This window comes from Neobacillus drentensis NBRC 102427 (genome assembly GCF_001591445.1).
In the GTDB taxonomy this organism is placed as follows: domain Bacteria; phylum Bacillota; class Bacilli; order Bacillales; family Cytobacillaceae; genus Neobacillus; species Neobacillus drentensis.
In genome coordinates this window covers 22,126-45,373 of the sequence record NZ_BCUX01000030.1, presented here as the reverse complement: position 1 = coordinate 45,373, position 23,248 = coordinate 22,126, and the positions used below count along the sequence as shown (strand labels likewise).

At 38.7% G+C, this 23,248-nt stretch carries 19 protein-coding genes; 3 read left to right on the top strand and 16 right to left on the bottom strand.

Annotated elements, in window-relative coordinates; genetic code table 11:
• The first annotated feature begins 154 nt into the window (after window positions 1-154).
• The gene (locus tag BDR01S_RS15630) at window positions 155-883 is read left to right on the top strand and encodes a hypothetical protein (RefSeq protein WP_066256250.1); all 729 of its coding nucleotides are present in this window, start codon (window positions 155-157) and stop codon (window positions 881-883) included.
• A 92-nt stretch (window positions 884-975) separates the two neighbouring features.
• Here BDR01S_RS15630 and BDR01S_RS15625 read toward each other — a convergent pair whose 3' ends face one another.
• The 13 genes from BDR01S_RS15625 to BDR01S_RS15565 form a co-directional block, all read right to left on the bottom strand.
• A complete protein-coding gene (locus tag BDR01S_RS15625) occupies window positions 976-1,197 on the bottom strand; it encodes a hypothetical protein (RefSeq protein ID WP_066256251.1) in 222 nt (73 codons plus the stop codon).
• An 87-nt stretch (window positions 1,198-1,284) separates the two neighbouring features.
• Window positions 1,285-2,007, bottom strand: coding sequence for a CBS domain-containing protein (locus BDR01S_RS15620; RefSeq protein WP_066260150.1), 723 nt, complete (start codon window positions 2,005-2,007; stop codon window positions 1,285-1,287).
• A 143-nt stretch (window positions 2,008-2,150) separates the two neighbouring features.
• Window positions 2,151-3,611, bottom strand: coding sequence for a D-alanyl-D-alanine carboxypeptidase/D-alanyl-D-alanine endopeptidase (gene dacB, locus BDR01S_RS15615; protein ID WP_066256254.1), 1,461 nt, complete (start codon window positions 3,609-3,611; stop codon window positions 2,151-2,153).
• Between the two features lie 60 nt (window positions 3,612-3,671).
• Window positions 3,672-4,889 carry a translocation protein TolB gene (locus BDR01S_RS15610; protein ID WP_066256257.1) on the bottom strand — a complete coding sequence of 406 codons (1,218 nt, stop codon included), beginning with the start codon at window positions 4,887-4,889 and terminating at the stop codon, window positions 3,672-3,674.
• Between the two features lie 63 nt (window positions 4,890-4,952).
• Window positions 4,953-5,807, bottom strand: a complete 855-nt coding sequence (locus BDR01S_RS15605) for a stalk domain-containing protein (RefSeq protein ID WP_066256258.1) — start codon at window positions 5,805-5,807, stop codon at window positions 4,953-4,955.
• Window positions 5,808-5,972: 165 nt separating this feature from the next.
• Window positions 5,973-7,157, bottom strand: coding sequence for a CaiB/BaiF CoA transferase family protein (locus BDR01S_RS15600; RefSeq protein ID WP_066256260.1), 1,185 nt, complete (start codon window positions 7,155-7,157; stop codon window positions 5,973-5,975).
• 214 nt (window positions 7,158-7,371) lie between these two features.
• Complete coding sequence (locus BDR01S_RS15595; protein WP_066256262.1) at window positions 7,372-8,937, bottom strand: fatty acid--CoA ligase family protein; 1,566 nt, start codon at window positions 8,935-8,937, stop codon at window positions 7,372-7,374.
• Window positions 8,938-8,997: 60 nt separating this feature from the next.
• Window positions 8,998-10,317: an MFS transporter gene (locus tag BDR01S_RS15590; protein ID WP_066256265.1), complete on the bottom strand. Its 1,320-nt coding sequence runs from the start codon at window positions 10,315-10,317 to the stop codon at window positions 8,998-9,000.
• A gap of 111 nt (window positions 10,318-10,428) precedes the next feature.
• Window positions 10,429-11,862, bottom strand: coding sequence for an NAD-dependent succinate-semialdehyde dehydrogenase (locus BDR01S_RS15585; RefSeq protein ID WP_066256267.1), 1,434 nt, complete (start codon window positions 11,860-11,862; stop codon window positions 10,429-10,431).
• Window positions 11,862-13,070, bottom strand: a complete 1,209-nt coding sequence (locus BDR01S_RS15580) for an iron-containing alcohol dehydrogenase family protein (RefSeq protein WP_066256270.1) — start codon at window positions 13,068-13,070, stop codon at window positions 11,862-11,864. The genes BDR01S_RS15585 and BDR01S_RS15580 overlap by 1 nt, the downstream gene beginning before the upstream one ends.
• 147 nt (window positions 13,071-13,217) lie before the next feature.
• The gene (locus BDR01S_RS15575; RefSeq protein ID WP_066256274.1) at window positions 13,218-14,843 is read right to left on the bottom strand and encodes a flavin-containing monooxygenase; all 1,626 of its coding nucleotides are present in this window, start codon (window positions 14,841-14,843) and stop codon (window positions 13,218-13,220) included.
• Between the two features lie 25 nt (window positions 14,844-14,868).
• A complete protein-coding gene (locus tag BDR01S_RS15570; RefSeq protein ID WP_218007875.1) occupies window positions 14,869-15,798 on the bottom strand; it encodes an alpha/beta hydrolase in 930 nt (309 codons plus the stop codon).
• Window positions 15,799-16,166: 368 nt separating this feature from the next.
• Window positions 16,167-18,119 carry a sigma-54-dependent Fis family transcriptional regulator gene (locus BDR01S_RS15565; protein WP_169801446.1) on the bottom strand — a complete coding sequence of 651 codons (1,953 nt, stop codon included), beginning with the start codon at window positions 18,117-18,119 and terminating at the stop codon, window positions 16,167-16,169.
• A 234-nt stretch (window positions 18,120-18,353) separates the two neighbouring features.
• Here BDR01S_RS15565 and BDR01S_RS15560 point away from each other — a divergent pair, with 234 nt between their 5' ends.
• Complete coding sequence (locus tag BDR01S_RS15560; protein WP_066256281.1) at window positions 18,354-19,259, top strand: LysR family transcriptional regulator; 906 nt, start codon at window positions 18,354-18,356, stop codon at window positions 19,257-19,259.
• Between the two features lie 118 nt (window positions 19,260-19,377).
• On the opposite strand, the gene BDR01S_RS15555 is transcribed toward BDR01S_RS15560, so the two are convergent.
• Together BDR01S_RS15555 and BDR01S_RS15550 are read right to left on the bottom strand one after the other, a co-directional pair.
• A complete protein-coding gene (locus BDR01S_RS15555; protein WP_235846582.1) occupies window positions 19,378-20,595 on the bottom strand; it encodes an MFS transporter in 1,218 nt (405 codons plus the stop codon).
• A 126-nt stretch (window positions 20,596-20,721) separates the two neighbouring features.
• Complete coding sequence (locus BDR01S_RS15550) at window positions 20,722-21,147, bottom strand: carboxymuconolactone decarboxylase family protein (protein ID WP_066256284.1); 426 nt, start codon at window positions 21,145-21,147, stop codon at window positions 20,722-20,724.
• Between the two features lie 302 nt (window positions 21,148-21,449).
• On the opposite strand from BDR01S_RS15550, the gene BDR01S_RS15545 reads away from it, so the two are divergent.
• The gene (locus BDR01S_RS15545; protein ID WP_066363243.1) at window positions 21,450-22,286 is read left to right on the top strand and encodes an NAD(P)-dependent oxidoreductase; all 837 of its coding nucleotides are present in this window, start codon (window positions 21,450-21,452) and stop codon (window positions 22,284-22,286) included.
• A 177-nt stretch (window positions 22,287-22,463) separates the two neighbouring features.
• On the opposite strand, the gene BDR01S_RS15540 is transcribed toward BDR01S_RS15545, so the two are convergent.
• A complete protein-coding gene (locus BDR01S_RS15540) occupies window positions 22,464-23,240 on the bottom strand; it encodes an enoyl-CoA hydratase/isomerase family protein (RefSeq protein WP_066256289.1) in 777 nt (258 codons plus the stop codon).
• Between the last annotated feature and the right edge of the window lie 8 nt (window positions 23,241-23,248).

Sequence of the window (23,248 nt, the reverse complement as noted above, 5' to 3'; positions counted from 1 at the left end):
CCCTCCAATCTTAAGTAGAATCATAAAATAGGGTTACTTATTCACTCTGTTCTAGTTTCCTATTTGTTATTCCTTCCATATTATTAGAAAAAACATATTTTTTTCAAAGTTGGTAATAATAACCTCGATTAACTTTGAAAGGATGGGATGTTTGATGTCGTTAGAATGGTTTGACAGAGTATGTGGAGAACTGCAAGAACACCTGGAGTCAATTTGTGAAGAATATGATCAGGTCGGTCAAATGACAGTTGAAAGAGCCGCCAAACATCCAAGGATCGAGTTTTATGTCGATACCGCAGATGTTGATACCGAAGAACTGGAGCGTGATTATTTTTGCTCACTGTTCTTTGATCCGCAAAACGAAGAATTTTACATCGATACCTTCGATGTTGACAGCGGACATACTGCGAAAGTCATCCTTTCAGATATTGAAGACATTATCGAGGAAGTGCACGCTAGCCTTCATGATTACATGAACGGTGACGATCACTATACAGATGATGGGGTCTATCTTCAGACTACTGAGGTCTCTGAGGAAGATGATGATGAGGTCGAAACTGTTTATGTAGAAGATGATGAGGAAGAAGAGTATTACGAGGCAGCACAAGTTAATAGTGACGACATCTTTGAGGAAATTGATGTGGATTGGTCCACTCCAGAGGTAACAGCCTTCAAACATGAAGATGAGGTCGAAGTAACCTATCAATTTGGATTGGTTCAAGCAACTGGAGACGGTGTCCTTAAGCGCGTTAACCGGATTTGGACCACGGACGATGAATTAATCAAGGATGAGTCCCATTTCATTTTTAGTAAAGAAGAAGCAACCACCATTATCGCTTTGATAGCCTCTCATATGGACCAATTAAGCGAGTTTGAATTTTAAGCAAAATTAGCCAAATACAACGAGCATGCCTTAGAGGTATGCTTGTTTTTTTAAAAAAATAAAAGTTCTCCAAAGCCGGAGAACTTTACTGGTTATTCAATAATTATCCCTTTTTGGTAATCTTGCATAAAGGTTTCAACCGTTTCCTCTGCTCCTCCGCTAGATTCAAAAACTTGGACAAGTACTTCATTTCGATTGTCAACAGATAGAATATTGACGTAACTATATCGATTGACGTCCAGTTGTATTCTTAAATCTTCCGCTATGCTGTTCGCTTGAAATTGCTCATTGATAAGAAATCGATAATTCCGCATAAGTTTATCCCCGCCTTTTATTAGGAGTCCATCCTATACAGTTTTCCCGACTTCTTGTAAATTTATTGATAACATTTTTTCAATAAATTAGTCTACTGTGTAATCAATTTGAATAAGATCCCAAGCTGTAATCATACCAAGTGGGGACTCATCCGCTCTTCCGTGTTCAGTAATAATTACACCTTCTATTTTCTGTTTCTTCCTATGTGCTTTTTCAAAGATATTCTCCACCTCAAAAATATTAATATCTTTAGCGACGATTTCAATCGGATGTTCCTTCTCGTAGGTCATGATATCTGACACATGGCTATCGGAAAGATTGACAGAACTGTTTTCCATATTCTGTGCCATCCATTTCACAATCGAACTGGATGTGAGTAAGCCGACACACTTCTTGTTTTTATAGATTGGAAACTTCGAATAACCGTGTTCTTTAATGGCTGCTGTTACTTTTAAAATGCTATCTCGGTAATCAAAGTACACCACATTTTTCGTAGCAATTGACAGGGCATAATTAGGACGACTGAACACATTGGCAATTTTTTCAATATGAGAAACAACTTTCGCATTGGGCTCAGCAATATAAAAGCCAATTTCCATTTTCTCATGCACAATCGCATTTCGCAGCCTGGCATATTGCTCCAGGTCCTTTTTATACGTTTCAATGATTTGATATTTTTTCGCCCCAACCTTTACGAGAACGACGAATCTGTCATCATTAATTTGAACGATATCCCTTAAGGCATCGTGCACTTGGTTAAAAGCTACCTCAAATCGTTCAGATAGTATCTGTCCTTGTTTCCTATTCATATTCATATTCATATTCATATGTCTCTCCCATGGTATAACTCTTTTATCATTATATTTATAGTAAAATCAATACTTTAAATTTTCAAGAAATTAATTTCTTCAATTGTGTTTGAGCAGTACAATTTCATCTATGTGGGGTGTACCTATTGATTGGCTAAAATAGTAATCAGCTGGTCCTCTATCATTTTTCCTTTTGAATCATCCACTAAGTTATTTAGAAAGATTGAAAAAATTAAGGTTTGTTCACCTTTTGATTTTACATAGCCTGATATTGAACTAACCGTAGAAATAGTCCCCGTTTTTGCGTAAACTTTTCCTCGAATCGAAGGATCCTTCATCCGATTTCTTAAAGTTCCACCGACCATCTTTTCACTTTCACCAGAAACAGGTAATGAGTGATAATAGCTCGAAAACCACTTTTCCTTTTGGACGGCAAATAACAGCTGTGTCAGCTGGTTGGCCGGTATCAGGTCGACATGGGAGACGCCTGAACCATCCCTAAGCACCAATGTTTTGGGGTTAACACCGAATTTTGTAAGCTCCGCATTTAAAACGCTCAGTCCCTTTTCCCAGCTACCTTCACCTTTCACGACTCGACCTATTTCTTTAACTAATATTTCAGCATGGACGTTATTGCTTAGTTTCATAAACGGAACCAGCAGCTCAGATAACGGCATCGATTGATGGGTCAATAAAATTCTGGCGGTGTCAGGCACCAATCCTGTTTTTAGTTTTCCGGTCACCTGTATCCCGTGTTCTGTTAAGGATTGTTTCAAAAGGGACAAGGCATATCGTGTGGGGTCCCAGACTCCAATCCATTCTTTTTCCGTTTTTGCCTTTGTTGGGATGGATCCTTCGATTGTTATGATGTTCCTCGCGTGTTCCCGCTCAATAGTGATATCCTTTTTGCCATCTTCCGGAACAGTTATAGCATGGTTAACTATTTTTAGATAATTGGTTTTCGGAGTCATTCTCACGGTGGGTTTGTCGCCTTTTCTTGTTCCAGGCTGCACGAGGACTTTGATCGATCCTGCATCATAGGCTCTGGTTGGTGAGGCGGTGAGTGCTGATATCTGTGCACCGTAATGCGTTGTTTCGTCACTCCAAGGGAGGTCGAGTGAATAACGGACATTATCATACCAAGAATCATCACCGACAAGGTTTCCCTTAATTTTATTAATGCCGCGTTTTTGAATTGCTACTGCCATTTTATCAAAATCAGATTTCAGTAAAGTTGGGTCACCCTTCCCTACTAAATACAGATTCCCATGGAGGGTTTTCTTTTTCAGTAGTCCATCCGTATGGATCTCCGTCGTGAAGGTGTGGTCTTCTCCGAGGACAGTAAGTGCGGCAGCTGCAGTTAATAGTTTCATATTGGATGCAGGTCTTAAGCGGACATCACCCTGGTGAGAATAGATGATTTTTCCGTCAGAGGCGTTACGGATGCTTATGCCGGCAATTGCTCCTTTTAACGCAGGTTCGTTATTTATTAGCTGATTTATTTGCTGAGCCATATTTTCCATAGCAGTTGCTTTTATAGAAGGAACAGATGCTGTGAGCACCGTAACGAAGATCAGAATGTAATAGTTAAGTCTTTTAATCAAGCTTTGGTTCCAGCCTTTCCTTTTTCCTTAGAGTTTGTCCAAAATTAAAAATAATAATATTCACTTCGGTGTAAAAAACACGGGAGCCGAATCAACATTCTTAAGCCAAATCTGCCCTTGACCATTTAAATCATCCTTCATCCAGACATCACCTTTATATTCCGTTGCCTTTTTACGAAACCATGAAAGATAAGATCCAACTACTTGAGGAATTTCATCCATTTCATTTTTCTTTGGAAAAGATACTTGTTTTTGTTCCTCTGTTCTTATGTTGATAGCATAAAGTGCAGTGAACATCGTTGGAACAGGTCCTTCTTTCCACTCCTTATTCTCTTTTGCACGAGCCACAATCACCTCGTCTGGTGAGAACCATTCCAAATCTAGATCAACAAACCCTTCTGGTGTAAATTCCTTTTGTTGCTGAGATGTGGGCATGTCGGCAATGGTCATTTTCTTGTTTTCAACAAAAAATCTTCCTTCTCCTGAAATATAGGCTAGTTGATTTGCAGTTGGTGCCCATTTCATCCAGTTTTTGAACCCTAGCATTTTACCGACGACTTGAAAGCGTTCACCCTTTGATGAAATGACACATAACAAATTGCTATCCATAGACCAGGAAGCTGTAGGAGTGGCTAAAAAACTAACCCACTTTCCATCATTACTCCATTTAAAATAGTCAGCATCAATCGCAAACAAATCAGGCTCTTTTGTTTGAATGGTGTAAAAATGCTTCATTTTATCAGCAACAAGATTCGCATCCACCGGAATTCTATATAGTGGAATTGGCCCCCAACCGGTAGGACGCAAGCTGGATTGTGAGGCAGCTATCAATTCTTTCCCGTTTGGAAACCATTCAAAACCGCTAACCCCTAATGAAACATTTTCAAAACCTTGCGGACGACCATTTTTTACTTTTGTTACATTTAAAACGCCGTGTGAATTATAGGCTAATTGATTTTTTATCGGGGACCATTTAAAGTAATTGGATTCAACCCTTACATAAGGCTGGTAGTTTTCCTTTTCCTTGGTATCATATATGAATAAATCTGTTTTTTCTCCCTTCTCATCACCATCAATATAAGCAATAAAGCGTCCGTCATATGACCATTCTTGACCATATACATAACGATTCTTTGTAAGTTGTATTTCTTTCTCTCCTTTTTTCATCCATAGCTGATGGTCACGAATAAATGCAGCTTTGAGTGGCACTTTTGCACTGACTATTGTTGAAAAATGGAAACTAATTAAGATTAAGATTAATAAAATTCGAAATCCCATAATCAATCCCTCCTACTTATAGGATGTACTGAAATTGGTATATTGTGGCATCAAAAATTCACATTACTGAAAAGAACTCTCCATGATAAAATCCGGACTGTTTTTTAGGTATTCTATTTTTTCCGCTTGATACATATTATCCTTGAATTGATAGGTAATCAAAATTCCGCCTTCTGTTGGTGGAGAAAGATGGCCACTCACATAAGCCACTAGTTTTCCTTTATATACAGAAAAATCAATACTCTCATGTTTCAAGTATTCATAAAAAGTATCCTTAGTTTTATTCTTACCGATCGTTATCTCAATTTGGTTATTAGATACTTTTTTCGTTTTTACATTCTTATTGATGATAGCCACTGGATTATCAATTAACTTTTCCTCATATACTTCTCCAACGTTTGTATTCGTTTTCTGTAGAACATGAGCTTCTGTAATCATGATTCCTGTACCATGTCCAGTTGTTAATATGATGACTAACTCTTCTTTTCCATCCTGGTTAATATCTTCAGAAAATAACCTCGGACCAAACGAAGGAGAATCTGAATTCCTCCAGTAAGGGAACCATCTAGTTTCTCCATTAATCTCCAATCTAAATTTTTCTAAATCCCCTTCTCTTTTTGTAGCATAAAGAGTCGCTTTTGCTTTCTTTAATGTAGCAACAACTTCCGATTGAGGTTCTCTTTTATTTGAAATATGAACCGTATTGTTTTTCTCATCATATTCGACATCCAGTTTAAGTTCGCTACTTATCGCATCAATAGACACGAAGGGAAGTCCGTCTATGATCCTTACAATAGGGGGTATGAAATAAACGGGTTGTCCATTCACAAACACCTTTAAAGGAGTCGCAGCAGATGCGACAGTAACAATGGTCATTAATAACACAAAAGCTAGGGTGAAGAACCACTTTATTTTCATTTAATCAACAGCCCTTTGAGTATATTTATTATCTTTATTTTCCCCAGGCTGCCCCTTTACTAGCAAAAAATTCTTTTGGAACTAACGTGAATTTAATGTAGGAAAATGAAAAAAAGCTGCCGAAGCAGCGAAATAGTTAGTGAGTTAACTTCAATAAATTCTAAATTATATTACCATCCCACTTTTTAGATTTTCAATTTGTGCTTCGGAGTAACCAAGTTCTCCTAAGACTTCGTCTGTGTGTTCTCCAAGCAAAGGTGGGTGGCGTCGAACGTTCGATGGAGTTTCCGAAAATTTAACTGGAAATCCCGGCACTTTCAAATTCTTCACATTCGGATGTTCAATGTCAATCATCATTTCCCTTGCTTGAACCTGAGGGTGATTGAGAACTTGATCAATAGTGTGAATTGGACCACATGGGACCCCAGCATGATCCATCTTTTCAAAAATGTCTTTGCTTTCCATCGTAATCAGTCTCTCAGACATACTATTCACAAGTTCTTGACGATGGGCTACTCGCTTTGCATTTGATTCAAAACGAGCATCTTCCATTAAATCTATCCAATTAAAGGCCTGGCAACACTTTGTCCATAATCGATCATTAGCTACAGCCAAAATGATATCCATGTCTTTTGCCCTAAACGATTGGTATGGAACAATCGAAGGATGAGCTGATCCCATTCTTCCAGCAGGCTTACCCGTTGCAAGATATCCAGTTGCCAGATGATTCAACAAGACAACTTGTCCATCAAGCAAACTTACATCAACAAATTGTCCTTTTCCTGTTTTTTGTGCAGAGAATAATGCACCTAAAATTCCATAAGCTGCAAACATCCCCGTTGTTAAATCTACAATGGACATACCTGCTTTTGCCGGTCCTGAATTGGCATCACCTGTGATACTCATTAACCCTCCAAACCCTTGTAAAAGAAGGTCGTAGCCGGCTCTATTCCTTTCGGGACCCGTTCTGCCAAATCCTGATATAGAGCAATACACCAAACGGGGATTTATTTTTTTTATTGTCTCATAACCATAACCCAGCTTGTCTAATGTACCTGTTCGAAAATTTTCTACTAAAACATCAGCGTCCTTCGCTAATTTATAAATAATTTCTTTACCCTCTACACTTTTTAAATCGACCGTAATGCTCCGTTTATTTCGGTTTGAACTAAGATAATAGCAACTCTCATCATTCCACGTAGGAGGAGTGAAGCGCCTGGATTCATCTCCTTGTCCAGGCTGCTCAACCTTTATCACATCGGCTCCCATATCTCCAAGCAACATGGTAGAAAACGGGCCTGCTAATGTTCTTGATAAATCGAGTATTTTAATTCCTTCTAATGCATGCATCGATGTCTACTCCTTACCCAGTCTATTATTTTTATATGTTCCTATGGGAAAGTTTTTCTTTGTTCTAGGCTTATTTCGCTCCTAGTCCACCATCCACTCTATACTGAATTCCAGTAATAAAAGTGCTATCATTTAGATGCTAGGAATAATACCAATTTAGCGATATCACTTAAACCAACTAATAAAATCTTAATGTATAAATATAGCATTGATGTTATAATGCAACTTTTTCAACCAGCTGTTCTTTTAACGCTCTTCTTAAAATTTTCCCCGTTCCACTTTTTGGCAGTTCCTCGATGATTTCAATGACCGAAGGAAGTTTATATTTTGCCAGATGTTCCTTACAGTAGGCTTGCAGTTGTTCCACTGTTATAAAAGGGTTTTTGGTGGCAACATAAGCTACCACTGCCTCACCGCGATTTGGATCCGGTACACCAAAGACCGCTGCCTCCACTATGTCGGGATGATGATAGAAGACTTCTTCGACTTCCCTCGGGTAAACGTTATACCCTCCTACTATAATCATATCCTTTTTCCGATCGACAATATAAAAATATCCATCTTCATCCATTCTTGCCAGATCACCTGTATAAAGCCAGCCATCTTTAATTGCCCTTTTTGTCTCTTCAGGCATTTTATAGTAGCCTTTCATGACATTCGGGCCGCGGACAATCAGCTCTCCTACTTCTCCAACGGGAACTTCCTCGCCAAACTCATTCACAACTCTGTTTTCCACATGAGTGATGGATGTCCCAATGGATCCCGGCTTACGTTCACGGTCAAGAGGGTTAAAAGTAGTTGTTGGCGATGCCTCGGATAATCCGTATCCTTCTAAAATCACCACATTAAATTTTTCCTCAAAATTTCTTAACATAGAAACAGGAAGGGAGGCTCCGCCTGAGAAGCAGAACCTCAGTGATTCAAGATCCTCCGGGTTTCCTTCAGGGAATTGATAGAGAAAGTTAAACATCGTTGGTACTCCAAAAAATACCGTTGGTTTATATTTTTTACCTAACCGGAAAATTTCCCTCGGGCTGAACTTGGGTACAATCAGGATAGTTGCCCCGGATAAAATAGGTGCATTCAAGCAATCAGTTAAACTAAAAACATGAAACATTGGCAGAACATTTATAATTCGATCATCGCTGGTCATTTTTAAATCATGGCTTACGTCCATGGCATTACAATATAAATTCTTATGAGTCAACATAGCACCTTTGGGTTTTCCAGTTGTTCCGGATGTATAAAGAATAATGGCAACATCATCCGCATGAATTTCCGGTTCTTGAAAGTCCAAATTCCCGGTAGCCAGTAGACTAGTAAATGATTTCAATTTAGATTTCAAATTAGAGTAATTAGAAAGGCTATCTGAATCCTCTGTCTTTTGATCCGTCTCAACATACACATAGTGCTCTACATTTGGCAAAGATGTTTGCTTTTGCTCCAGTAATGGGATAAGCGATTTCAAGGCAACAACAGCCTTAACATCACCATTATCAAGCATATACCCTATTTCATCGGCTGTATAAATAGGATTAATCGGAATGACAGTCGCACCCAATCGGAACGCCCCATATAGACTAATCACAAACTGAGGAGAGTTATCTAACAATAATGCAATATGGTCTCCTTTCTTGACCCCTAATTTTTCCAGACCTGAGGCAAATTGTGTGATTGCTTGATTCAATTCAGCATATGTACTTGATTGGTCCTTAAAGTAATAAGCAATCTTGCTGCCTGAGTATTTTGCCGTTTCATGAAGTTTTGTTGAAAAATTCACCTAGTTTCTCCCCTTTGTCAAATTTTTATTTTAAAGACTATTCTAAATGTATTTTCTTATTTACTCATTGCTAGCTCGAACATGCTCCTCAACGATAATTTGTGTTTGTTTATCTTTTGGTTTAAGGAGGGTTAAAGCCGTAATAGAGATGACGCAACAAACGACGATATACATAGTGATGGCATAGGGACTTTTAAATTTCTCTAGTAATGTTAAGGATATTGTAGGTGCCAATCCACCAGCAATGATAGCAGCAAATTGATAGGCAAGGGATGATCCACTAAATCTTAAATGTACAGGAAAGATTTCAGCAAGTAGAGTTGCTTGTGGACCATAGATAACAGCCGGGCCGATACTTAAAAGGACAATAGCGATTGCAATAAGTACTAGCTCTTTTGTATTTATTAAATAAAAATACGGCAAAGCTCCTAAAAGTGTCATGATCATTCCAGAGAACATAATTTTCTTTCGTCCAAATTTATCAGACAAATGAGCTGCATAAGGTACAATAAATAAGAATGTGATCGCAACGAGCAATACAGCATTCGTGATCAATTGTTTATCCATATGAAGGTGAGTTGTAGCGTAATAAACAGTAAATGTTGTACATATATAAAAAGGAATATTATCTGCAAGACGTGTAAAAGCAGCTAAAAGAATCTCTTTTGGATATCCTTTAATAGTTTCCAAGACTGGCTGCTTTGCTGTGGCCTTCTCTTCTTTCAACTTCTCGAATTCTGGAGACTCTTCAATCCCTAATCGGATATATAAACCAATAAATACTAGAGCAAAACTCAGAAGAAATGGAATTCTCCAACCCCAAGCTTCAAAGGAATCTCCTGTTAAGGACATACAAAGAGAAACAACTAAAGTAGCGAATATCATACCAATTGGAACACCCAATTGCGTCATACTTCCCGTTAAACCTTTTGATTTTTTCGAACTCCACTCAACTGAAAGAGTGACCGAACCACCCCATTCTCCACCGACACCAATCCCTTGAATAAATCTTAATAGGACAAGTAAAATCGGTGCGACCGTACCAATGCTATGATAAGTGGGTAATAATCCCATAAGGGTAGTACTAATTCCCATTAACAATAAGGAAGTAACCAAAGCAGCCTTTCGCCCAACTTTGTCACCGTAACTGCTAAAGATTATGGCTCCAATAGGACGAGCCAAGAAGCCTACAAATAGTGTTATAAAAGATTGTAAGACTCCCATGTAAGAACTAGATTCTGGGAAGAACAATTGTGGAAAAACGAGTGCAGCCATTGTTCCATAAAGGAAAAAGTCATACCACTCGATAGATGTTCCTACAACACTAGCTAGAGCAACCTTCTTCATCTGTTTTTTTCTAACGCTTTCATCCATTTTCATCTGAAACCTCCTAATTTCGCTGTTGATTCATAATAATGTTAAATTTCTGAAAATTATCCTTACTAATTTTCTACAGAAATGATAGTTGCATTATTGATACCATTTCGTTTTTTACCGATTTTCACTACGAATTGCTACAGAAACTAATTTTGTTTCAAGATAGTCATCCAAGCCATACCGACCACCTTCTCTTCCTAATCCGCTTTGTTTAACCCCTCCGAATGGCGCTTGCACAGCAAATGGTGCCGGGTCATTCACACCTACCATTCCATATTCAAGTTTTTCTGCAACTCGGTGTGCTCTTGACAAATCATTCGTATAAAAATAAGAAGCCAGCCCATATTCTATGTTATTGGCCTTTTCGACAACCTCATCCTCATTGCTAAAGCGAATTAATGGCGCTACAGGACCAAATGTTTCTTCATAGGTAATTTTCATCGCTTCGTTAACATCTGCAAGGACCGTCGGTAAATAAAAATAGCCATTTTCATATTCATTCTCAGTTGGCACTTTACCACCGCAAAGAATTCTAGCTCCTTTCCCTGCTGCATCGGTAACATGATCATGTGCTTTATCAACACCCTCCTGATTCACTAAAGGACCTAACTGGGTATTTTCATCTAATCCATCACCAATTCTCATGGATGAAACTTTATCCGCAAAGCGGCGTGCAAATGTGTCATAAATGGAATCATGTACGTAAATACGATTCGTACAAACGCATTGTTGACCAGTTGATGAAAACTTACTGCTAATAGCGCCTTCAATGGCAAGGTCGATATCTGCATCTTCAAATACGATAAACGGAGCATGTCCACCAAGCTCCATGGATACACGTTTTACTGTGTCAGCAGATTGTCGAATGAGCTTCTTTCCGACTTCTGTTGATCCTGTAAATGAAATTTTTCGGACCGTGTCACTGGCCATTAGTTCTCCAACAATTTCAGAAGAATTTCCAATGACAAGGTTCACAACACCTTCCGGAAGACCGGCTTCATCAAACACTTTGAAAAGCTCTAGAGATGATAAAGGTGCCTCACGTGATGGCCGAAATACAACCGTACAACCAACAGCTAATGAAGGACCTAATTTTCTTGCAGCCATTGATAACGGAAAATTCCATGGCGTAATTGCCCCAACAACTCCAATTGGCTGCTTTAGAACAGAAATTCTTTTATTTGGTGCAGATGGAGGAACCAGATCACCATAAACACGGCGTGCTTCTTCCGCATACCATTGAAAGAAAGCAATTGTATTCCCTACTTCATAACGGGCATTATGAATTGTTTTCCCCATTTCTTTCGTAATGGTTTGGGCAAGGTGCTCCTTTTTTTCTACTAAAATATCAACTATTTTATGTAGGTAAGAAGCACGCTGTTCTCCAGTTAGTCCAGACCATGCCGGAAAGGCAATTTTGGCCGCTTCAATAGCACGTTGTGTCTCTTCTTTTCCAACTAAAAATACTTTATCAACCACTTTACCATTTGCAGGATTTTTGACTTCTAATACTTGCTCAGTTTCTATCCATTTCCCATTAATATACATTATTCTGCTGATTCCCCTTCTTGATAGAATGGTAAAACCTTATTATAGATTTCAATCACATCTTCTTTGAAAACTTTTCGCGGATTATTTGGAATGGTCCCTTTATCTTCCATTGCATCATGCGCTAAACGATCGACCATTTCCTTTGTAAATTCAATTCCTAAATAACTAAAATCTTTTGGTATATTCAATGATTGAGTAAAATCATTTAGTAAGTCCACTAGTCGTTCCGCTGCCAATTTATCATTTTCAAACGTTAAAGAAGGATCAAAGATTCTAGCAATATCTGCATATTTTTTATAGTTTGAGATTAGATTGTGTTTAAAAACATAAGGTAATAGAATCGCATTCGCCAGACCATGCGGAACATGGTAAATAGCCGACATCGGATGGGAACAAGAGTGTACAAGCCCAACACCACCAAGACCAAAAGCCATCCCAGCGATTGTACTTGCTAAATGCACTTGTGATCTTGCTTCAAGGTTATTAGGATGTGCATAACTTGGCGGCAAATGATCTTTGAGCATTTTAATTGCTTGAAGGGCTAAGCCATCAGTAATTGGGGTTGATTTTACAGAAGTAAAAGCTTCAAGCGCATGAACCAATGCATCAATGCCTGTAGCTGCAACTACATGGCGTGGAAGTGAAATGGTTAACAATGGATCAACAAATGCTATCTTAGGAGCCAATACGGGTGAAGCAACAACATATTTCCTCCCTGCCTCATGATCAGTGACTACGGAAACAGTCGTTACTTCAGAGCCAGTACCAACTGTTGTAGAAATAGCAAACAACGTTGGAATTTCGTTAACTACCGGTTTTTCACCACGGCGATAATCAAGGATATGGCCGGGATGACTAGCCATTACTCCAACGGCTTTTGAGAAATCCATTGCACTTCCTCCACCAACCGCGAGAATCATGTCACATGATTCGGCCTTATATACCTCCGCCCCCTTCATTACTGTTACAGCATGAGGATCGGGCTCGATTTCTGAAAATACGATTGCATTAATCCCGTTTTCATTTAAAAGAGATTGTATCCTATTTGGAATTCCAGCTTTAACAAGCCCTGGATCAGTAGCTATAAAAACTTTTGATTTATTGAATTCTTTAATTTTTACTGTTAAGTTTTCCTCGACACTATTTACTCCAAAAATCACATTTGTAGGTAAAGCAGAATTAAAAGTTTGCTGACTTAAATACATAATATTCTCCTATTCTACTCATTTATTGTTTGATAGTTAAGCAGAGGCCCGGAAATCAGCGGGATTCATTTTTATTCTCATGAATATTTAGAGCCGGGAAGGACTGTACTGTCCCCGGCTCCGTTAGTAGTACTAATTTATTCCACGTTACACGTTAGCCATGGCGTGGTCGAAAACAAAGTTCTTATAACCCGCCTCTTCCAACGCCTTTCTGTAATTCCCCAAACCTCCCAAGTAGAAATAGACCGCATTCTTCTTACCAGGGATGTTCGCACCGAAAATCCACGATTCAGCTTTTGGAAACAAGGTCATATCAGCGATTGAACGGCAGGTTTCAACCCAATCATTCTCGGCTTCCACTGTTGGTTCGATCGTGCTGAAGCCTTTATCGACCATGTACTTCACGGTATCTGTTATCCATTCGACCTGAGTTTCGATACTTGGCGGCAGGTTTGTGAAAGGACCGTTTGGACCGAGAATCATGAACAGATTTGGGAAATCGGTATTTGTCATGCCGAGATACCCCGTCGGTCCATCCGCCCACTTTTCGCTCACCGTGACACCACCGCGTCCGCGCATGTCGATCTTGGTATAGTTTCCATCCACTGCATCGAATCCAGTGGCATAGATCAACACATCCAATTCGTATTCGCCATCCGTTGTACGCACTCCATTTGGTGTAAGTTCTACAATCGGGTTCTCCTTGACATCGACGAGTGAGACATTGTCTCGGTTGAATGTATTGTAGTAGCCGTTGTCACACAGCGGACGTTTGGCATATAAACCGGTTGGCATCAACTTACGTGCCGTTTCAGGATCCTTAACGATCTCTTTGATTTTCTTGCGGATGAAATTGGCCGCAGCCTCATTAGCCTCGGGATTGATGGCAATATCGCTGAAGGTATTGAACATAAAGCGGAATCCGCCCCCAGTATTCCATGCCTCCTCAAATACACGCTCTTGTTCCTCTTTCGAAACCTCAACCGCTGATATCGTGCTTTCCTCAAAACCGAAGGCCACAGCTGAGGATTTCGCCTGTTTCCATATTTCTTCGTAATTTGCCTTTATTTCCGCTTTTTCAGCATCGGATTGTACCCTTAATCCAATCGGTACACTGTATTGCGGAGTCCGTTGGAAAACCGTTAGATGCTCGACCTCAGGGGCAGTGGCAATAATCACCTGAACCCCGGTTGAACCAGTACCAATTACGCCTACTCGTTTACCCTTCAGGTCAACGCCTGAGCTTGGCCATCTAGCAGTGTGATATTGTTCACCTTTGAAGGTCTCCATACCCTTAAATTTAGGCACATTCGTTGCTGAAAGAAGCCCAAGCCCGGTAACTAGAAACTTCGCTGTGACAGTTTCGCCCTTATCAGTGGTGACCTCCCAAAAGTTAGTCTCTTCATTGAAATGGGTTGCTGTAACCTTGGTGTTGAACTGATAGCTGAGTCGTAGATCGAAGCGGTCAGCAACGGTGTTCATATAGCCAAGGATTTCCGGCTGCGTTAGGTAATTGTGCTTCCAATCCCCCTCCTCAAGAAGTTCCTTGTCAAAAGAGAGGCGGTAGAGAAAGCTCTCGGTATCCGAAAGTGCTCCCGGATAGCGGTTCCAGTACCAAGTGCCGCCGACATCTGCTCCATTATCATAGGCACGTACATTTAGGCCAAGTTCATTGCGGAGTTTATGAACAGCGTAAAGGCCGCCGAACCCGGCCCCAACAACAACCGCATCGAAATCTAACCCTTTTGTCTTATCATTATTGTGTTGATTCATTATATTTTCCCCCTAGTCCCTATTTTTACAGTGCCCGATACCAAGCTGCAATCCTGCTGACTTCCTCATCCGCTTCAGGAGCGCGACCAGCCAGGCATGGGAAAACATGCTGCATTCCATCTACAACTGACAGTGTGGCTTGTACACCGGCCTCAGTGGCGCGAGTATGTAAACGGCGCGCATCGTCCAGTAGCATTTCGACTCCACCCGCGTTGATGTAAAGCGGTGGAAAGCCATTGAAATCGGCGTGCAGCGGGTTGGCTAATGGATCACGAGTCTTCGAAATGTCATCACCCATAAACATACTAATCATTCCTTCGAGCAATGGGACGGTGATCAGCGCGTCGGTAGCGGCATTACTTTCAAGCGTGCTGCCGGTTAGTTCCATATCAAGCCATGGCGAGAAAGCAATAACGGCACCTGGAAGTTCAAGACCCAATTCACGGAATTTCAGCACCGATGCAACAGCAAGGTTTCCTCCTGCAGAATCGCCGATTGTACCGATATCCTTTGCCTTAATGCCTGATGCGAGTAAAGCTTTGTAAACAGAAGCAGCATCCTCCAATTGTGCTGGGAAAGGATTCTCCGGGCTGCGGCGGTAATCCAATACTACAGATGACACTCCTAGTGCCTTGGCCATATGGCCAGCCAGCTTCCGGTGGCTTGAAGAAGATCCTACGGCAAACCCGCCGCCGTGAGTATAGATTAATACTTTCGATTTGTCGCACCCAATAGGGTATGCCCAGATGACATCGACACCACCTACCTTATCCGTCTTATAAGTCACATCCTCAGGCTCAAACGTAGGTTTTTCCCATTCGTCAAAAAGGCTTCGGAAATCCGCTACCGTCATGTTCGGATTTGCCTCCATACGGTCGCTCCATTCCTGGTACAATGCCCGTAGATAATCTGCTTCCTTTGAGATAGCTTTTGTTTTCTGTTCCATTGATTTCATAATTGTTTTCCTCCTTAGTTTTTGGGCTTATTTTCACCTTTTCATTGAATACGGTTTCATTTATTAAGCCTTCTTAGTTGAATCACATAATTAATATGCAATTACCGTGCCAAACTAAATTTTAAGGTATTTTCTGTATTTTCTTAATTTTGTTTTTTTTAAGTGTAGTAAATTTGAAACAACGAATTTTAGAAATATGGGAAATGAACCCTACCTATTCAACAATTCCTAATTTTGCGATAACTATTCTCACTTTTGATACATTACAGGAAGAAGCTGATAATTCAGGTTAATGGTGTATAAGGCAATTGCATACAATAACAAAAAGGAGGCTTCGATAGCCTCCTTTTGTTATTGTACTTATTCTGTTAGTTTAAATTTTTGATATCATAACCCAATTTTTTTAATTTTCGATAAAGGGTGCTGCGGCTCATGTTTAATTCTTTCGCTGCATCTGTGACGTTCATTTTTGAACGTTTTAACGCTTGTTTAATCCACTCTAATTCAGCCTGATTGACGGGATTTATTTTCACCGTATTAATAGGTAAGGTCTTTGGGTTATGGAAATGTTTTGGTAGACTTTCAGGGGTAATGATACCGTTGACTGAAAAATTGACTGCATATTCCATCACATTCTCCAACTCACGAATATTTCCGGGCCAAGAATAACTTCTTAATATTTCCATAGCTTCTTCAGTTATATGGTATGGACCGTGATTTTTTTTTATGGTCAGCTTTTGCACAAAATTTTCAGATAGTAATGGAACATCTTCTGAACGATATCGTAATGCCGGTAATTCAATGTGAAAGACATTAAGCCGGTAATAAAGATCCTTCCGAAATTTCCCTGCTACTATTTCTTCAGGAAGATTTTTATTGGTCGCTGCAATGACGCGAACATCTATAGGGATACGTGTTTTATCCCCGATTCGGATAATTTCCTGCTCCTGTATTACCCGAAGCAGTTGTACTTGTGAATCCAGAGGCATATCACCTAATTCATCCAGGAAAAGTGTTCCCTTATTCGCTAATTCAAACTTCCCTATGCTTCCTTTCGGATTTGCACCTGTAAAGGCACCAGCCACATATCCAAAAAGCTCACTAGGAAGCAAATCCTTTGGTATAGCAGCACAATTCAAAGCAATAAAAGGATAATCAGATCTGTTGCTTGCCTGATGTATGGCGCTGGCAACTAACTCTTTCCCCGTGCCGCTGTCTCCGGTAATCAAAACATTAGAATCACTTGAGGCCGCAACTCGAGCTAATTGAATGGTGCTCTTAAATGCTTCTGATTTGCCAAATAAGCTTTGTAAAGAGTACTTTGCATAGTGATTATGGTTAGCAGTTGAATGACTTATTCTATTCTTTTTCTCTAAAATAGCAATTAAACCTATGAATCTATCGTACCAAAGAATTTTTTTGTATCTTGCCTGATATTGACCGCCATGAAGAGTTACTTCATCCTCCCATTCCTTTTTCGTGGTCAATTCTTTGTTTTCTACTGTAAGTGACATTAACGATGTGATCTCATCGACCTGAGAATCACTGTTTATCCTTAGAATTTCACCTTGTGAGTTACATAAGATAACAATCTGGTTTTTCCATTTCCTAATCGCTTCAATGTAAATGTTTTGCATCATTTCACGTGCTTGGTAGTAATTGTGAAATAGGATCCTTTCAATTTGATTCACAATTCCAACGGTTTTCATCATGCTAAGAGTATGGTAACTATCACTAGTTGTAGAGAGGTTTATGATCCCTAACAATTCACTAGTAAGCGGATCCAAAATAGGGGCTGATGAGCACACCCATTCATGACAACTATGAGAAAAATGTTCGGAAGAAAAAATCTGAACAGGCTGTTTCAAAATAATTGAGGTACCAATTGCATTGGTTCCTGCCCAACGTTCTGACCACTGAGCCCCATTATTTGCATTCACTGAGTTTCCTATATGACGAGCTACAGGATGATCTCCATAATGATCTAAAATTATGCCATCACTGTCACAAAACATGAGTACATGTTTATAATTAGAAAGTTCTTGACCCGCCTGTTTAAGTACTGGCTGCGCTAGATAAAAAACTTCACTTTTTCCCCTTATTTCTTTGAGCTCTTCATCAGAGATATTTTTTACTGACCCTTGAATCATCGGATTCAGATCCTTATATTGCTTACTCCGATTCCAAGACTGTAAAATTACATCTCTTATTTCAGTTAATTCCGTAGGCTGCTTCCCGATTTGAAGTGGATTGAAGAAGAAGTTTTTCCATTTTTCATGATATTTTTTTTTGAGTAGATCAATATCATTTTTTTTTACCAATTCTGAAAAAGGATCAAGGGACATATAGTACTCACCTCTCAATTATTCTGAATATTAATAATTTAAATAGTAATAGCAGGGAAAGTCAACTATTACACTTCGTAGTAAAATATGGGGATATTCTGCATTATTCACATTTTGTTCACACTTAGTATACATCTACTATTTATATGAGTACAATGAATTTTAGGAATAAAACATATGTATATAATTCATAGATTGGAGATTACATTCATGGACATACGTCACCTCACTTACTTTATTGAAGTTGCCAAATACAAAAGTTTTACTAAAGCTTCGAGATCCCTCCATTTGTCACAGTCTACACTAAGCAAAGTAGTCAAAAGTTTGGAAGGTGAATTAAATGTAGAACTGATTGACCGTTCCGCAAAGAAAATTGAATTAACGGATGCCGGCGAAATCGTTTTAGCGGAGGGGGAAATGATAATGGAATCGGTAAATGATTTATCCATTCACCTATATGATTTAATGAACTTAAAAAAAGGAAAAATAAAAATTGGCATACCGCCAATAATTGGTTTTTTATTTTTCCCAAAAATCATTAAAGGATTCAATAATCTTTACCCCGATATCAAAATAAAACTCTTTGAAGATGATTCAAAAAAAGTGAAACAGGAAATCAAAGACGGAATATTAGATCTTGGTGTGGTTATGTTACCGGTGGATGAAAAGGAGTTTGATGTTGTTCCTTTTTTTTATGAAGAACTGTCGCTGTTTGTACATCATTCCCATCCATTAGCGCAGAGGGAAAAAGTTGAACTGAAAGAGTTACAAAATGAAATCTTCATTTTATTTAAGAAAGAATTTGCTATTCATGAACTCATTATTCAACAGTGCGAACGAGCTGGTTTTCGTCCGGAAATTGCTTATGAAAGTTCTGAGTGGGATTTTATTAGTGGAATGATTGGCGAAAACTTAGGGATATCGATTTTCCCAAGACCCATTGCCAAAAAAGTTGATCAAGATTTAATTAAGGCGATTCCCATCGTCAATCCAAGCTTCCCTTGGAATCTAGGATTAATTTCAAAAAAAAAGAAATACGCCTCACCTGCAGTTTGTGAATTTATCCAGTATATTTCAGCTGAATTACCTCCTAATCATGAAAATGAAAAACAGTAGTGCATTCTATCCGTCAGTAACCTTTTTATAAAAATCTATTCAATAATCTATCGAAAAAAGCTCTCGTTTGAATAAAGGTTATTCAAAACGAGAGCTTCAATGTGAAAGTAAATCGCGATTAATTAGACGACATCTCTTTTAAACGTATTTCATTATTATTTAATACTAAATGGTCTTTCCGACCATGTAAGAATAGATATAAAATAATTAGGACAAACATTAAAGTACCTAACCCTACATACAAATTGCTGTAGCCAAGGACCGGTACTAAATATCCTAAGAAATAAGGACCGAATCCAAGTCCTATGTCTAAACCAATAAAGTAGGTGGAAGTAGCTAATCCCATTTTTTCTGGCGTCGTTACTTTAATCGCAAGAGCTTGAAATGCAGAAGAAAGATTACCAAAACCAATACCAATGATAGCGCCTGAAAGTAATAGAAGGAAAGAACTATGCGAGATACTTAAAAGAAGTAAACCTATTCCAAAGAGAATTGCACATGGATATACAATATAGTTAGCACCTTTTGTATCCATCATACGACCTGTAAATGGACGTGTGAAAAGAACTGCTATAGCGTATGCTAAGAAGAAAAAACTTGATGCACTAAGTAAATCCCGTTCTTCTGCAAAGAAGTTAAGGAAAGCAATTAGGCTTGCATAGCCTAATGCAAATAATAATGTCAAAATAGAGATAGGAAGTGCTTTTCCATCAATAAATTGAGAAATATGAAAGCCTTTTTCTTCTTGAACCGTATGTGCTTGGATTGTCGATATTTTTGTAAATAAGGCACTGACTAGCGCTAAAATGGCAAAAACCATACACAACATGAAAATAACAGAATAATGAGTGTGTTGGCTCAAAAACAAACCAAAGAACGGTCCGATGGCTGTTCCAAGTGTTGAACTCATACTGTAATAACCAATTCCTTCACCTTTACGAGAAATTGGTAAAATTTGCGCTACGACTGTACTTATAGCTGTAGAAGCAATCCCAACTGCAAAGCCATTTACCAGACGGCTAATGATCAATACGGTAATCCCCGCTTGAATAAAATAGAATGACATGGTTATCGGGAATAGAATTAGACCAATCATTAATATTTTTTTCGTACCAACTTTGTTAATAATTCGACCTGTAACGATTCGACCTATTAATGTTCCGACAATATAAATTCCTGCTACAAGACCAGCTTGTGAAACTGAAGCATGAAATTCTTTTACAGCGTATGAAGCCATTGTAACCATTAATAAATAAAAAATAATCATTATTATGAAGTTAATGATGGACATAATAATAAAATCTTTTGTCCAAAGTTTTTCACTCGTATTACTCACTTAATATCCTCCTGCTCTCTTAGTTAATTCCTGCTGTATTTTTTAAATCTATGTGCAATTATTCACATTCTCAGTAAAATAAATCCACCTGGGTTAGCAGGTGGCGTTTAAGGCGTGTTAGCTGTTTTATTGTTGTGGCTGCATTTCTTTATTCGTAACTTCTACATTTCTTTGAGCAAAAACTTTTTTAACAATTTTTAGAGCATTCAAGACCTTAGGGAAGCCTGTATAGGGAATCAAGTGCACTACAGTTCCAACAATTTCCTTTGGAGTTAATCCAATTGTAATTCCTACGTTAATATGCAATTCCAATTGCGGCTCAGTACCTAAAGCTACAAGAGAAGCGATTGTGGCAATCGTTTTTTGTTGTGGAGTTGTGCCCTCTCTTGAATAAATATCTCCGAAGGCAAATTCAACAATATAACTTTCTAAATCAGGTGCAATATCTTTAAATGCGGCTATAATATCACTGTGTGTTCCAATTTCCTGGTTATCTGTTACAGTAATCTCATTCATAATATCTAATCCTCTTTGGTAACGATCTGTTTCCATGTTATTTTCCTCCTAAAACGTTATTCGCATGTGACAAAACTCACTATACCGTAGTTTTCGTTATTCGTAAAATACATATAACTCATACGATGCATTCCATTTTTTCATAGTTTAATTAGTAAAAATTTTGTATTTGGATACTATAAAGGAAGTTGTTCATGAATATTATCTCCAATCCATGAATTATATACATATGTTACATTACTTTAATTCATTTTACTCATGTCAATAGGAGATGTATACTAAGTGTGAACAAAATGTGAATAAAAATTTAATTTATTATGATATAGGAGGAATTTATCATGAGTAAAAAGATTGGATTTGTAGGATTAGGAACAATGGGCTTCCCGATGGCGGTTAATTTAAAGAAAGCTGGTTTTGAAGTAATCGGTTATGATGCTTTTAAAGGTGTTTACGAGAAGGCAGAAGCTGCAGGATTCACAATGGTCGAAACTTTAAAAGAAGTAGCGGAACAAGCGGACGATGCGATTATTTCCATGGTTCGTGACTATGCCCAAAATGTCGACATTATTTTTGGTGAAGGTGCTCTATTATCTGCCCAACCAAAAGGTAAAACAATTATTGTTATGAGTACACTTGACCCTGATACAATGAATGAATTGGGCAAAAAGGTCGAAGAAGAAAGTGATTTGAGATTAATTAGCGCTGCCGTAAGCGGTGGTGCTTCAGGTGCTCTAGCTGGAACATTATCGATTATGACATCAGGCTCCGAGACAATCGTGAAATCTTTCCAACCATACTTTGATGCGATTGGATCCAACACATTCTACTATGGCGAGGAACCAGGAAACAGCCAAGTAGCAAAATTAGCTAATAATATGATTCTAGGTATTAACATGAATGGTTTAGCTGAAGGACTTAAATTAGCAAAACATTATAACTTACCTCAAGAAGAAGTATTAAACCTATTAAAAGTGAGTACCGGTGATAGCTGGGTAGTTAGAAATTGGAGCGATGTTTCTGAATGGACAGCAGACACTGCCTTGGCTGTTTTACTTAAAGACTTAAAAGCTGCGTATAACGAAGGGCTTAAACACAATGTAACTTTACCATTCAATGCCTTATCATCTACACAATTATTTGACTCTATGGGGAAAGAGAAACCAACAGCCAAATAATTGAATAAAGTTACTACTTAATTGAATTAAATAAAGTTGCTGTAACCAAGTACTAAGTCACCCTATCGACTTTAAAGAAAAGTTAATGACAAGTAGCCCCAAATACAAGATGAAAATTGTGTTTTCGGAGCTACTTTTTGTTTTCTTTCCTTTATGTAATTGTTTGCAATTTTTCTCTTACATTCCTTTGAAGTGAGCCTGCCTTTTATCGAGAAATGCTTGTGTCCCCTCTTTTTTATCTTGAGACCCAAACAATACGGCCTGTGCCAGTTTTTCAATCATAAGCGCCGTGTCCATATCTTTATCAAATCCATGATTAATAACAAGTTTGGCCATTCTGACAGCAAACGGACCCTTTGCTAGAATTTTTTCCGCTTTCGCTTTTACCGTCTGCCACAATTCTTCCATCGGAACGGCCCTGGAAACTAGACCGATATCCTCTGCTTGTTTTGCGGTTAACATATCGCCAGTCAAAATCATATCTAACGCTCTTCCTTTTCCTATGATCCGGGCTAAACGCTGGGTTCCTCCCGCACCCGGAATGATGGATAAATTAAGTTCCGGGAGCCCGAATTTTGCATGATCAGCAGCGATACGAATATCACAGGCCATTGCCAGTTCACAGCCCCCACCCAATGCGAATCCATTAATGGCTGCAATCGTTACTTTGTTACAATTTTCGATTCTGCGGTAAACACCGGACATCCCAGGAATGAGAGCATCTAATGGCTGCTTTTCTCTTAGTTGCCTGATGTCCGCTCCAGCTGCAAATGATTTTTCCCCCGCTCCCGTAATAACGATTACCCCAACTCCTTCATCATTTTCCAGAGTTTCCAATGCATAGCTTATTTCCGTCAAGGTTTGAGCATCCAATGCATTTCTGACTTCCGGTCGGTTGAGCTTAATAATCCCAATTTGTTCTTCTAGTTCTACTAAAATATTTTGATATGCCATTTTGATTC